Origin of the sequence: Epibacterium ulvae, from assembly GCF_018678075.1 — a bacterium.
Classification (GTDB): Bacteria; Pseudomonadota; Alphaproteobacteria; order Rhodobacterales; family Rhodobacteraceae; genus Epibacterium; species Epibacterium ulvae_A.
In genome coordinates this window covers 1-12,065 of sequence record NZ_JAHHIR010000008.1, presented here as the reverse complement: position 1 = coordinate 12,065, position 12,065 = coordinate 1, and the positions used below count along the sequence as shown (strand labels likewise).

Here is a 12,065-nt window from a genome sequence, read left to right as displayed (position 1 = left end):
CAGGACCTGGGTGTCGGCCGCGGCGCTCACACCACGTCCAGAGCCGTCGCTGGAATCTGTCCGGCTGGCAACAAAGCCTCCACCACATGCATCGCGCTGGCAATGCCGTCTTCGTGGAAGCCGTGGCGGTTATAGGCCCCGGCAAACCAGGCGCGTTTTTTTCCCTGCAGGGCGCGCAGTTGGCGTTGGGCCGCGAGGGCGGGTTTGTCGAACACCGGATGGGAAAACTCAACACGGTCATAGACCTGATCCGCGGGGATCTCGGTTGTAGGGTTCAAGGTCACAAACAGCGGATCGCTGTCGGGGATATTTTGCAACCGGTTCATCCAATAGGTGACCCCAATCCGCCCGGCTTGCGCGCGGTAGGACCAGCTGGACCAACAACTGCGGCGTTGCGGCATTTGGGTCACATCACAATGCAGCACGGCGGTATTGGATTGATAGCGGATCGCCTCGAGCGCGGCAGCCTCGGCGGGGGTGGCTTGATCGCCCAAAATGGCGCGGGTCTGGTTGGAATGACAGGCAAAGATCACCTCATCAAAACGCGCGCTGTCGCCCGCACCAAAATGCAGCGTCACACCCAGCGGATCACGCACCGCGCTTTGGATGGGGGAGGCGAGGTGGATCTGGCAACCGCGCTGTTCCAGCGCCCGGTGCAGCCGGGTGACATAGGCGATACTGCCGCCCTCAACCGTCCACCATTGGTGTTTTTGTGACCCCGCCAGCAGTGCGTGATTGCGAAAGAACCGCACCAGTGATCGTGCGGGAAACTGGTCGATCTCATGCACCGGGGTGGACCAGATCGCGCCGCACATAGGCAGCAGATAATTGTCGCGAAACCCATCGCTGAGCCGCAGATCCTGCACCAGCTCGGCAATGGTCATCTCGTCACTGGTGGCGGCGGCTTCGGCGTTGCGGCCAAAGCGCAGGATGTCTGCGATCATCCGGTAATAGGACGGGCGCAACAGATTGCTGCGCTGCCCGACCAGCGCCGCCAGCGAGTTCAGACCATATTCCAACTGTCCATTGTCGATACTGGCGCCAAAGCTCATCTCGCTTTTGATCACCGGCACCTCAAGTTCCTCAAACAGCGCGGTCAGATAGGGGTATGTGGCGTAGTTAAAGACGATAAACCCGGTGTCCACCGGTTGGGTGCCGTCCTTGCCCGCCAGAACCGTGCGCGCATGTCCGCCGAGACGGGCGTTGGCCTCAAACAAAGTGACGTCATGGTGCGGGCTCAGGTAATAAGCGGCAGACATGCCTGAAATCCCACCGCCAATCACGGCAATCCGTTTGCGCGGCCTTTGCGTCTGGTCAAACATACCATCCCCTTTTCATTGATGCTTTTAAGGGGTTACGGCGCGCGGCGGCGATTGGATCACATTGTTTACGAGGCAGGCATATTATTTTGCAAAACAAGTGATCCAATGGGGTGCGCCTTGCGTAAACTCTGCAAGATGATGGAACATATTCAAGCCAAGACCTTTCACGCGCGGCGCGGCGCGATTTCCAACGCCTTTACCTATGGGGTGGATTTTGTGCTGTGCGATCTTGAGGATCCTCAGGCACCGCGTTTGATGGGGCGCAACGGGTTTAACCTGTGGTCGGTGCAGGATCGCCATCATGGTGGTGCGCGCGGGCAGGGCCGTGGATTGGCCTGGTTTCAAGAGGTTCTGCGCGCCCAAGGGCTGCCGCTTGCGGGGCTGGACCTGCGGCTTTTGACCCAGCCGAGTTTTCTATGGTTCCACTTTAACCCGGTCAGTTTTTGGCTGGCGCTGCGCGATGGGCAACCCTGCGCCTTTGTGGCTGAGGTGAACAGCACCTTTGGTCAGCGCCATTGTTACTTCTGCGCGCATCCAGATTTTCGCGACATCACCCCCGAGGACCGGTTAGAGGCGCAGAAGCTGATGCATGTCTCGCCGTTTCAGACCATCGCCGGGCGGTATCGTTTTGCGCTGGACTGGCGCGACGACGCGATCCGCATTCGGATTTTCTATGAAAACGGGGCTGAGGGCGTGTTTGCCACATTGGAAGGTCAGCGCCGTCCGGCATGTGCGCGCAGTCTGGCCTGGGCAGCGCTTAGGCGTCCGTTTGGCGCGGCGCGGGTGCTGGCGTTGATCCATTGGCAGGCGCTGGTTTTATTGGCCAAACGCGCGCCGTTCTTGAAACGCCAGCCGCCGCCGGATCAATTGTTGTCCGGCGAACGCCCACCGGGGCAGGCGGCGAAATGAGCGACACATCCAAAACCATCTGGCTCATCGGCGCCAGCGAAGGGCTGGGCCGTGTGTTGGCCGAACGTCTGGCGCATCAAGGCGCGCATTTGATCTTGTCGGCGCGCAGTGCGGATCGTCTGCACAGCCTGGCCGCGGAACTTTCCAACGCGCGCGCTGTGCCATTGGACGTCACCGATCCGGATGCGGTGCGCCGTGCGGCCATCGACGCCGGTGATGTGGACAGCGTGATTTACAACGCCGGCGCCTATGAGCCGATGCGTGCCACCGCTTGGGACAGCGACGCCGCGCTGGCGATGTGTGATGTGAATTTCACCGGGGCGCTGCGGGTGCTGGGCGAAGTGGTGCCCAAGATGGTGGCCAAAGGGCAGGGGGAGATCACGCTGGTCGGCTCCCTTGCCGGATATCGCGGCCTGCCGGCGGCCATTGGGTATGGGGCCAGCAAAGCGGCATTGGTGAGCCTGGCGGAAACCATGCGCCATGATCTGAAGGGCACGGGCGTTGTGGTGCGGCTGGTCAATCCGGGCTTTATCCGTACGCGGCTGACCGAAAAGAACGCCTTTGCCATGCCGATGCTGATGTCGCCTGAACGGGCTGCCGATCATGTGATGCGGGCCTTGGCACGGCGCCGGTTTCGCTGTGACTTCCCGGCACCGTTTTCCTGGGCGATCCGTCTGCTGGCGATACTGCCGGATTGGCTGGTCTACCGGGGCCGATAATGGTGACCCCGGTAGTGTTGCGTTAGATCCGAAACAGCGGTTGCAACAGACGGGGGGCCAGGGCGCGAAACCGCAAGGGCGCGTCGGTTGCGGCCAGACAGATGCACGGCTCACCCGCATCGGCCACTGGCGTGTGTTCCAGCGTTTCATCAGCGATTTCAACGTCACCGACGCCAAATTGGCCGGTCTCATCACTGAAACTGCCCTGCAGCACCAATGTCAGCTCAATCCCGTTGTGACCGTGATCGGGCACTGCCTGTCCCGGCGGGATGTACAACAGCCTGAGCGAGCCGTCTTTTTGCCCGAACAGGATATCCTGACGCACCCCCATGCCCAGGGTCTTCCACCGTGGCGCACGGGTTTTCATGACGTCGGCCACCGGGCCCGGATAGATCCCATTGCGCGTGGGCGCAGGTGGGGCGGTAAAAGGCGCGTCCAGCAGGTCCAGGACGTTGGATTTCAACCCGTCCGAGACGGCGACCTGGTCTTGTATTTCCAGAACCGCACCGCCCACGGCCTCATGCGCGCCAAGCGCGGCGCGGCACATCGAACACATGGAGACATGGGTGGCAACCACCACTGCAAAGGCCTGGGGCAGGGTGCCCGCCGCATAGGCCGCCAGCATGGAGTCGGGGATATGATGATGGGTGACGCTCACGGTTTGAGGTCCTTCAATTCATGTCTCAACCGGTTCAGCCCAAGGCGGATCCGGGATTTTATGGTGCCAAGAGGCAGGCCGGTTTGGTCGCTGATCTGTTGATGGGACAGCTCGCCCAGATAGGCTTTTTCGATCACGTCGCGTTGTTCCGCATTGAGCCGGGTCAGCGCGGATTTCAGCTGTCGCGCCTCTTGTTCGACGGCCAGGATCTGGCTTGCGTCGGGTTCGGTGCCGGGGTCTTCGCGCAGCTCTTCGGGCATCGGGCGTCCGTCCCGGCGCATCACGTCGATCTGGCGATTGCGGGCGATCTGATAGACCCAGGCCGCGACCTGCGCGCGGTGGGGATCAAACTGATCGGCCTTGCGCCAAATGGTCAACATCACGTCCTGCACCACCTCCTCGGCCTTGGCCGCCGGAATTCCGGATCGGATCACAAACCCTTTGAGGCGGGGCGCAAAGTGGTCAAACAGCGCCGCAAAGGCCACGCGGTCGCGCTGATCGCGCACGGCGATCATCCATTGCGTTTCGCGCGAATAGGTCGCGGGGCAGGCGGCGGGTTTTCCGCCAGGCGCGCGCATCGCGCGGCGCAAAGCGGGCTCGCCGTCCGGCGGGGTCTCAGGTGGGTCAAGCGCTGTCATCAACATACCCTGTCTACGCCGCATCCTTGGCGTTGGATCACTTTGCCAGTTGTTTTTCTATCTGGCTACTGTGGTGGCTGCGCGAATTGGTTGGTTTTACAGCTCTTTTGGCTGCACCGGCAGGGCAAACCCCTGTTTCACCCGGTCCATCACCACGCTGGTGCGAAACCGCAGGATATTGTCTTCGTCCAGGAAATGCCGATGGGTAAAGGCCTCAAACTCAGCCATGTCGCGGGCGGATATCATCAGGACAAAGTCCGAATTACCGGTAACATAGTAGCATTGCATGACCTCGGGCGCGGCCTGCATCTGCTGTTTGAACCGATCCAGATCGCGTTTGCGTTCGTTTTGCAGCGAGACTTCGACAATCAACATTAATGGTCGGTCGAGCGTGTTGGGATCCAGGCGCGCGGTCTCGGCCTCGATGATGCCGGATTTGCGCAGCCGGGCCAGACGTTTGCGGCAGGCATCCGGCGAAAGCCCCACCTGCGGAGACAGGGCTTCGGCGGTTTGGCGGCTGTCGTGTTGGAGGGCCTCCAGAAGGAGGGCGTCGAATCTATCCATATCGCAAGCCTATCGTAAGTTCGGCCCGTTGGGGGAGTTGTGATATCACGTGGTCCTGAAATCGGCGTTTTGACGTAAAGTTTGGCCGAAATTCGGCCCATATGCGATGAAAACATCCCGCCTTGGTCTGCATCGGTTTGCTAGTTTGTCTTGGAACAAGATCAAAAAGGGACCGCCCGTGTTGAACCAGCTTAAAAACCCCTTTCGTGGAACTGGCTTGCCGGGTCTGACCCAGATGCCGATCAGCGATCCCAGCGATGCCACGGCCTTGATCGCGCGCTGTCCCAATTACGCGCGCACCCCGCTGCGCAATATGGCGGGGCTGGCGGCGGATCTTGGGCTGGCGGAGCTTTGGGTCAAGGACGAAAGCGGGCGCATGGGGCTGGGCAGTTTTAAGGCGCTTGGCGCGGTGCATGCCATTGCCCGTGACGCAGCCGCCAGCGCGGATGGCCGCGATCTGTCCCTGGCGTTAAAGGACCGGGTCTATGTGACCGCAAGCGCGGGCAATCACGGGCTGTCGGTTGCCGCCGGAGCCAGTGTTTTTGGCGCGCGCGCGGTGATTTTCCTGGCCGAAACCGTGCCCGACGCCTTTGCCGCACGGCTGCGGGCCAAAGGCGCCGAAGTGGTGCGCGCCGGTGCCCATTACGAGGCCAGCATGGTGGCGGCCGCGGATATGGCCGCCGAGATGGGGTGGACCCTGTTGTCCGACAGCACCTGGCCCGGCGCGATGGATCCTGGCACGCGGGTGATGGAGGGCTATCTGATCATGGCGCAGGAAATTGTCGCCCAGATCACTGCGCCGCCGACCCATGTTTTGTTGCAGGCCGGAGTGGGCGGTCTGGCTGCAGGCGTGGCGGCGCATCTGCGGGCGGCTTGGGGGGATGCGCCGCAGATCATCGTGGCGGAACCGAATGCGGCACCGGCAGTGATGGAGAGCATTCGCGCCGGGCAATTGGTCACCGCGCAGGGGCCGGTGTCCAATATGGGCCGCCTTGATTGCAAAACACCGTCGTTGGTGGCGCTGGCAGGGCTGGCGCGGGATGCGGATATGTGTGTCACCCTGTCGGATGCAGAGGCGACGGCGGGCATTGCCCATGTGGCAGAGCATGGGCTGGCAACCACCCCGTCCGGTGGTGCTGGCTTGGCGGCTTTATGTGCTGGATTGGATTTGGGCCCCGATGCGCGGGTTCTTACGGTCCTAAGCGAAGGGCCCGAGGATGGCTGAACACAGCCTGATCTTTTCAGCCGGGGAATACCGCGCGCGTCTGCGGCGGCTTCAGTCCTCGATGATCTCAGCAGAGCTTGATGTGCTGATGCTGACCCAGCCGGCCGATGTATTCTATGTCACCGGGTTTTTGACCCGGTTCTGGGAAAGCCCGGCGCGGCCGTGGTTTGTGCTGGTGCCACTGGCAGGCGATCCCGTGGCAGTTATTCCGGCAATCGGCGCGGATCTGATGGCGCGCACCTGGATGCAGGACATCCGCACCTGGCCCGCGCCGGACCCGCGTGACGATGGCATGTCGCTGCTGCGTGAAACCCTGGAAGAGCTGTTGCCGGTTGTGGGGCGGGTCGGTCTGCCGATGGGGCTTGAAACGCAATTGCGGATGCCGTTGGGGGATTTTGACCAGCTGCGACGGTCGCTTGCGACCCATAAGTTCATTGACGCCACCGAGGTGGTGCAGCGGGTGCGGGAGATCAAATCCGAGGCTGAGATCGCCAAGATCAAATCCATATGCGCCATCGCCGGCCGCGCCTTTGACCGGGTGCCAGATTTGGCCGGGGTCGGCGTGCCGCTGGATCAGGTGTTTCGTCAGTTTCAAGCCGCGCTGCTGAGCGAGGGCGCGGATTGGGTCAGCTATACCGCCGGTGGTGCGGGGCAGGGGGGCTACGGCGATGTGATCTCTCCGGCTGGGCAGGTGCCGTTGGCAGATGGCGATCTGTTGATGCTGGACACGGGGGCGGTGCGCGATGGGTATTTCTGCGATTTTGACCGCAATTTTGCCATTGGCCCGGCCAGTGACGCCCTGCGGCAAGGTCATGACGTGCTGTTTGCCGCGACCGAGGATGCGCTGACAGGCCTGCGCCCCGGCATGCGCGCCCATGAGGCCCATGCGATCCTGGCCACAGGGATCACCAAACGCGGGGGGGCGCCGCTGGCGGGGCGATTGGGACATGGGTTGGGGGTGACCTTGACCGAATGGCCGTCGTTCACGCCGCTGGATCAGACCGTTTTGCGCGCCGGCATGGTGTTGACGCTTGAACCGGGCTTAGAACTGGCGCCGGGGCGGATTATGGTCCATGAAGAAAACATCGTTTTGCGCGCAGAGGGCTGTGAGCTGCTGTCGCCGCGCGCGCCCCAAACCCTGCCGGAGATTTCGTGATGGACGCCTTTCCCTATGCCCTGACGGGGCCAATGTCCGAGCGGGCCTTGGGCATGGTTGTCCTGCAAACGGATGAGACGATCGAGCAGGATTTCCGCCATCTGTTCACCGTTGATGAGACGTTGATTTACACCAGCCGGGTGCCGTCGGGCGAAACGGTCAGCCCCGAAACCCTGTCCCAGATGGAGACGGCGTTGTCGGATGCGTCCGACCTGTTGCCCAAGGCGGCGCGCTATGATGCGCTGGCCTATTGCTGCACCTCGGGGACTGCGATGATTGGCGCGGCGCGAGTGGCTGAACTGGTCTCGGCCCCGGTGGGTGCGGTGCCGGTGAGCACGCCGTTGACGGCTGCGGTTGCCGCACTTCATGCGCTTGGGGTGAAACGTTTGGGCATTGTCTCGCCTTATGTGCCGTCGGTTGCGGTGCCCATTCGCACGGCCTTTGAAACCGCAGGATTTGTGGTGCCGCAGGCGGTATCCTTTGGCGAAGAAGTCGAGGCCAATGTGGTGCGGATCGCCGCGGACTCCATTCGCGACGCGGCCCGTGTTCTGGCACAGGAAAACGACCTGGATGCACTGTTTCTGTCCTGTACCAATTTGCGCACGTTGGATGTGATCGACGATCTGGAGGCGGAACTGGGCCTGCCGGTGGTCAGCAGCAATCAGGCGCTGGCCTGGCACATGGCGCAGCTGGCGGGGATATCCCGGCTGGAAACCCCCGTGGGCCGTTTGTTGAAAGAGATGCCCGCGCTCGGCCTTTAGTCTTTGCTGTAGGGCACAACCGGCGCGCCAAATTCCTTGAGCGCGTTGAAACCGCCGGTGACATGGGCGACGTGTGGATGACCCATGGCGCGCACTGCGTCCGTGGCCAGCGCGGATCGCATGCCGCTGGCGCAGTAAAACACCAAGCCTTTGGAGGCCAGCAAGGCCGGTTTGTGATAGGGGCTGTCGGGGTCGATCCAGAACTCCAACATGCCGCGCGGTGCATGATAGGCGCCTTGGATCATGCCGTCGCGCTGCAGCTCGCGCACGTCGCGGATATCCACCAACAGATAGTCGTCTGACGCAACCCGCGCCATCCCATCCGCAGGGGACAGGTTTTCGATCCGGTCGCGCGCCTCTTGGGTGAGGGTTTTGATACCTTTGGTAATCATCACTATCTCCGTAGTTTGTATGTGACTGGCCTGTGGAACCGACATGGGGATGGGCCGCGCCGGTTCAATACGCCTGCGACACTTATTCCAAAACACTTATGTGATGGCCGCGCCGGTGAAGCGATAGCCGTCTTTGATCACCTCCATCACCGCGAATGAGTTGGTTTGGTGGATGCCCGGCAGCTTGTTGATCTTGTCGCCCAGAATCGCGCGGAAGTGGCTCATATCGCGGGTGCGCACCACCAGAAGATAGTCAAACGCGCCCGCAATCAGCATGCAGGTTTCGATTTCTTCCACCGCCGCAACCTCGCGGCTGAAGTCGTCCAGATGGTTGTCGCCCGTTGCCGTGAGCGAGACTTGCACGACTGTTACGTGACCCGCGTCGAGCTTTTTAAGGTCCAAATCGGCGCTGTATCCCTGGATGTATCCGGTGCGTTCCAGCCGTTTCACCCGTTCCGAACAGGGGGTGTTGGAGAGGTGGACTCGGGCCGCAAGTTCCACAATTGGCAGGCGTCCATTGCGATCCAGCTCTTCGAGGATCTTTACGTCGATTCTATCTAATTCCCTACTCACCAGTGATTTTTCCTATTAAATGGGAAGATTGCGCGAATGCATCACAGTAATTCGCTATTTTTCGCTCAATCTCTAGCAAAAATCACTGATTAATAGAGGTGAGGCAAATTGTCAAAAAAATGGCATAATACCTAGAGGGCATGTGCCCTCATTGAAACCAGAATCAGGAGGTAACCCTCATGACGGTGAAACTTGTTGTGGGCCTAGACGGGGCGGACACGGGTGACCGGGCGCTGGCTTTTGCAAAAGAGCTTGCAGGGCGGATTGGTGAGTGTGAGCTTGTATTGGCTTATGTCATCGAATGGTCCCCGTTCACATTCCAGACACCTGAAGAAAACGCCACGCGCCACAAACGGCGCGAGGAAGAACTGACGACGGCAAATGAACGCGTCATTGATCCGGCCTTGGCCGAATTGAAAGACGCAGGCTTTACGGCCAGCGGTGTTGTGCGTCACGGCGACGTGGCGGAGACGCTGAATGCGATTACCTTGGAACAAAACGGCGCGCAGATCATCGTGGGTCGCGCATCTGCTGGGGGAATTTCGAAACGTATCTTTGGCAGTGCCACCCAGAACTTGGTGATGCATGCCGATGTGCCGGTCACAGTGGTCGCATAAAGGAAGAGACAATGAAAAAAATAAAAGAGTCTTTGTGCACAGCCGCGGTCTTTGCGATGATCAGCGGTCCGCTTTTTGCACAAGAAACGATGGGGATTGATGAAAAGGTCAACGCAGCCTTTGCCAAGGCAACAGGACCTTTTGTCAGTACAATTTTTGCGCCAATTCCGGGAACCAGCTTTCCGTGGATCGTGATGTGGTTGGTGATTGCCGCCACTGTGTTCACGCTCTACTTCAGCTTTGTTCAATTCCGGTATTTCCGACACGCCATTCAGCTGGTCAAAGGGGATTATTCGGATCCCAATGACGCAGGTGAAGTCAGCCATTTCCAAGCCCTTGCAACAGCGCTTTCGGGCACTGTGGGTCTGGGTAACATCGCCGGTGTGGCAGTGGCTGTTGGCATCGGAGGACCGGGCGCAACCTTCTGGATGATCTTGGCGGGTCTTCTAGGCATGGCGTCCAAGTTCACCGAATGTACGCTGGGCGTGAAGTTCCGTAACGAATACGAAGATGGCTCCGTCTCTGGTGGCCCGATGTATTACATTTCCAAAGGGTTCAAACAGCGTGGCCTGCCGGGCGGTAGCATCCTGGCGGTCTTGTTCTCGGTGTTCTGTATCCTGGGTGCTTTGGGCGGCGGTAATATGTTCCAAGCCAACCAAGCCCACGCGCAGATCTCGGGTATTGTCGGCGACTATCCCGGCTGGATCACCGGCCTTGTGTTTGCCGGTGTTGTCTTTGCCGTGATCGTGGGTGGTATCAAATCCATCGCCAACGTGACCGAAAAAGTCGTCCCCTTCATGGGCGTCATGTATGTGGGCGCGGCTGCGATCATCCTGATTGCCAACTATGACCTGATCGGTTGGGCCTTTGGCCAGATCTTTGCTGGGGCCTTTACCGGTCTTGGGGTTGCTGGTGGTTTTGTGGGTGCCTTGATCCAGGGCTTCAAACGGGCGGCCTTCTCGAACGAGGCGGGCGTTGGCTCTGCGGCGATTGCACACTCGGCTGTTAAAACATCCGAGCCGATCACCGAAGGCTTTGTCTCCCTGTTGGAGCCGCTGATCGATACTGTCGTGATCTGTACCATGACCGCGCTGGTGATCATCATCTCGCAACAGATGATCATTGACGAAGCAACCGGCCTTTACATGTTGAACGAAGCGGGATCGGCCATTGCTACTGTTGATGGCAATACCGGTGTGGCGCTGACCTCGGCGGCCTTTGGGTCAACCATCAGCTGGTTCCCCTATGTTCTGGCGATTGCGGTTGTTCTGTTTGCTTTCTCTACCATGATCTCCTGGTCCTACTACGGCCTCAAAGCCTGGACCTATCTGTTTGGTGAAGGCAAGACGACCGAGCTGATCTTCAAGGTGATCTTCTGCGTCTTTATCGTGATCGGCGCGGCGGCAAGCCTGGGTCCGGTTATCGATTTCTCGGACGCGGCGATCTTTGCCATGGCTGTGGTCAACATCTTTGCGCTGTACTTCCTGATGGGGTTTGTGCGCGAAGAGCTGCATTCCTACAGCAGCCGTCTGCGTGACGGTGTGATCAAGAAATTCGCCCGCTCCTAAGTCGAGCGATGCGAAAAGCTCCGAGGCGGGACGCCGCCTCGGAGTATTTTATTGCCGGGCCTACAGGAACTGCAGCGCGTCCTGAGCCACCAACTCTTCCAGGGTTGTTGTGAAACCATTGTTGCCGAACTGTAGCACGTCGGCAAAGCTGCCATCCCCTTCGGCACTGATCTGCAAGGTTTGCTGCCCACTGCCATTGACACCGAAAGCGATGAAATCGGCGATATCATCACTGTCGGCGTCAAACCCGGTCACCAGGGCTGTGATATCCAGCACGTCGCCCTGTTCCAGGGAGAAATCGTGAACCGTGTCGATCCCATCGAAACTGTCAAAGACAAAGGTGTCCGCACCCAGGCCGCCCGACAGTTTGTCATAACCGTCGCCGCCAACAAGGATGTCATCCCCATCGCGCGTGCTGATGGTATCACCGCCGCCATTGCCAAAGAAGTGGTCATCGCCCAAGGAGCCAGACAGATCGTCTTTGACTTCGGTTCCTGAGACGATTTCGAACCCGGTGTAGAAGTTCGCAATTTGGCGCACCAGGTTGAGATCACCTCCGGTGTTGGTTGAGTTGGCTTGGACGGTTTCACCGTCAATTTCCGCTTCATAGGTGTACGTATAGGCGCGGAACAACACGTCGTCGGCACGGGAATTCACAAAGCCTTCGGTCCTTAAGTCCGAGAAATGATTGCTAAAGTGGTGCACCCAGCCGAATGTACGTCCCAGACCATCGAATGACTCCAGCTGCAGCACATCATTGTCACCCAGCCCGCCATCAATCAGTTCGCCCGCAGGTGCGGTTTCCAGAATGATGTTGTCGTCTTGATGAACTTCGACGGTGATGGTTGTTTCGGTGACGAGCCCGCCATCTGTGACTTCGATCTCGAGGTCATGGGTGGCGATGCCGATGGTTTCGTCTTCTTCGAGCTCAGCGGTGGTGGTGATTTCACCGGTGTCCGTGTC

The 12,065-nt window shown here is 59.8% G+C and carries 14 protein-coding genes; 7 read left to right on the top strand and 7 right to left on the bottom strand.

Going from position 1 to position 12,065, the window contains the following annotated elements; all coding sequences use genetic code 11:
- Positions 1-26: 26 nt before the first annotated feature.
- On the bottom strand, positions 27-1,322 hold the full coding sequence (locus KMP13_RS01925; protein ID WP_215263809.1) for an NAD(P)/FAD-dependent oxidoreductase: 1,296 nt from the start codon (positions 1,320-1,322) through the stop codon (positions 27-29).
- 117 nt (positions 1,323-1,439) lie between these two features.
- On the opposite strand from KMP13_RS01925, the gene KMP13_RS01920 reads away from it, so the two are divergent.
- Together KMP13_RS01920 and KMP13_RS01915 are read left to right on the top strand one after the other, a co-directional pair.
- Complete coding sequence (locus tag KMP13_RS01920; protein WP_435370329.1) at positions 1,440-2,231, top strand: DUF1365 domain-containing protein; 792 nt, start codon at positions 1,440-1,442, stop codon at positions 2,229-2,231.
- On the top strand, positions 2,228-2,950 hold the full coding sequence (locus KMP13_RS01915; protein WP_215263807.1) for an SDR family NAD(P)-dependent oxidoreductase: 723 nt from the start codon (positions 2,228-2,230) through the stop codon (positions 2,948-2,950). Before KMP13_RS01920 ends, KMP13_RS01915 begins: the two co-directional genes overlap by 4 nt.
- A gap of 22 nt (positions 2,951-2,972) precedes the next feature.
- On the opposite strand, the gene KMP13_RS01910 is transcribed toward KMP13_RS01915, so the two are convergent.
- The 3 genes from KMP13_RS01910 to KMP13_RS01900 form a co-directional block, all read right to left on the bottom strand.
- Complete coding sequence (locus tag KMP13_RS01910) at positions 2,973-3,608, bottom strand: ChrR family anti-sigma-E factor (protein ID WP_215263806.1); 636 nt, start codon at positions 3,606-3,608, stop codon at positions 2,973-2,975.
- Positions 3,605-4,186: a sigma-70 family RNA polymerase sigma factor gene (locus tag KMP13_RS01905; RefSeq protein ID WP_285895521.1), complete on the bottom strand. Its 582-nt coding sequence runs from the start codon at positions 4,184-4,186 to the stop codon at positions 3,605-3,607. Before KMP13_RS01905 ends, KMP13_RS01910 begins: the two co-directional genes overlap by 4 nt.
- A 156-nt stretch (positions 4,187-4,342) precedes the next feature.
- On the bottom strand, positions 4,343-4,810 hold the full coding sequence (locus KMP13_RS01900) for an Lrp/AsnC family transcriptional regulator (RefSeq protein WP_215263804.1): 468 nt from the start codon (positions 4,808-4,810) through the stop codon (positions 4,343-4,345).
- A gap of 181 nt (positions 4,811-4,991) precedes the next feature.
- Between KMP13_RS01900 and KMP13_RS01895 the strand changes: the two genes are divergently transcribed.
- From KMP13_RS01895 to KMP13_RS01885, 3 genes are read left to right on the top strand one after another with little or no spacing between them, the layout of a single operon-like run.
- Positions 4,992-6,035 (top strand): pyridoxal-phosphate dependent enzyme, encoded by a 1,044-nt coding sequence (locus tag KMP13_RS01895; RefSeq protein ID WP_435370330.1) that lies wholly within the window; start codon positions 4,992-4,994, stop codon positions 6,033-6,035.
- Positions 6,028-7,191 (top strand): M24 family metallopeptidase, encoded by a 1,164-nt coding sequence (locus KMP13_RS01890; protein ID WP_215263801.1) that lies wholly within the window; start codon positions 6,028-6,030, stop codon positions 7,189-7,191. The genes KMP13_RS01895 and KMP13_RS01890 overlap by 8 nt, the downstream gene beginning before the upstream one ends.
- A complete protein-coding gene (locus KMP13_RS01885; protein WP_215263799.1) occupies positions 7,191-7,952 on the top strand; it encodes a maleate cis-trans isomerase family protein in 762 nt (253 codons plus the stop codon). Before KMP13_RS01890 ends, KMP13_RS01885 begins: the two co-directional genes overlap by 1 nt.
- On the opposite strand, the gene KMP13_RS01880 is transcribed toward KMP13_RS01885, so the two are convergent.
- Entirely contained in the window at positions 7,949-8,344 is a 396-nt protein-coding gene (locus tag KMP13_RS01880; protein WP_215263797.1) for a rhodanese-like domain-containing protein, read from the bottom strand. The genes KMP13_RS01885 and KMP13_RS01880 overlap by 4 nt on opposite strands.
- Positions 8,345-8,440: 96 nt before the next feature.
- The gene (locus KMP13_RS01875; protein WP_215263795.1) at positions 8,441-8,917 is read right to left on the bottom strand and encodes an Lrp/AsnC ligand binding domain-containing protein; all 477 of its coding nucleotides are present in this window, start codon (positions 8,915-8,917) and stop codon (positions 8,441-8,443) included.
- Between the two features lie 179 nt (positions 8,918-9,096).
- Between KMP13_RS01875 and KMP13_RS01870 the strand changes: the two genes are divergently transcribed.
- Together KMP13_RS01870 and KMP13_RS01865 are read left to right on the top strand one after the other, a co-directional pair.
- On the top strand, positions 9,097-9,534 hold the full coding sequence (locus KMP13_RS01870) for a universal stress protein (protein ID WP_215263794.1): 438 nt from the start codon (positions 9,097-9,099) through the stop codon (positions 9,532-9,534).
- Positions 9,535-9,545: 11 nt separating this feature from the next.
- Positions 9,546-11,102 (top strand): alanine/glycine:cation symporter family protein, encoded by a 1,557-nt coding sequence (locus KMP13_RS01865; RefSeq protein WP_215263792.1) that lies wholly within the window; start codon positions 9,546-9,548, stop codon positions 11,100-11,102.
- A 60-nt stretch (positions 11,103-11,162) separates the two neighbouring features.
- On the opposite strand, the gene KMP13_RS01860 is transcribed toward KMP13_RS01865, so the two are convergent.
- The coding region (locus KMP13_RS01860; RefSeq protein ID WP_215263791.1) for a type I secretion C-terminal target domain-containing protein at positions 11,163-12,065 on the bottom strand (903 nt) is incomplete at its 5' end.

Coding starts and splice junctions, on each gene's coding strand:
- KMP13_RS01925 (WP_215263809.1), bottom strand. CDS start 1,322: ATGTTTGACCAGACGCAAAGGCCGCGCAAACGGATTGCCGTGATTGGC.
- KMP13_RS01915 (WP_215263807.1), top strand. CDS start 2,228: ATGAGCGACACATCCAAAACCATCTGGCTCATCGGCGCCAGCGAAGGG.
- KMP13_RS01905 (WP_285895521.1), bottom strand. CDS start 4,186: ATGCGCGCGCCTGGCGGAAAACCCGCCGCCTGCCCCGCGACCTATTCG.
- KMP13_RS01900 (WP_215263804.1), bottom strand. CDS start 4,810: ATGGATAGATTCGACGCCCTCCTTCTGGAGGCCCTCCAACACGACAGC.
- KMP13_RS01890 (WP_215263801.1), top strand. CDS start 6,028: ATGGCTGAACACAGCCTGATCTTTTCAGCCGGGGAATACCGCGCGCGT.
- KMP13_RS01885 (WP_215263799.1), top strand. CDS start 7,191: ATGGACGCCTTTCCCTATGCCCTGACGGGGCCAATGTCCGAGCGGGCC.
- KMP13_RS01880 (WP_215263797.1), bottom strand. CDS start 8,344: ATGATTACCAAAGGTATCAAAACCCTCACCCAAGAGGCGCGCGACCGG.
- KMP13_RS01870 (WP_215263794.1), top strand. CDS start 9,097: ATGACGGTGAAACTTGTTGTGGGCCTAGACGGGGCGGACACGGGTGAC.
- KMP13_RS01865 (WP_215263792.1), top strand. CDS start 9,546: ATGAAAAAAATAAAAGAGTCTTTGTGCACAGCCGCGGTCTTTGCGATG.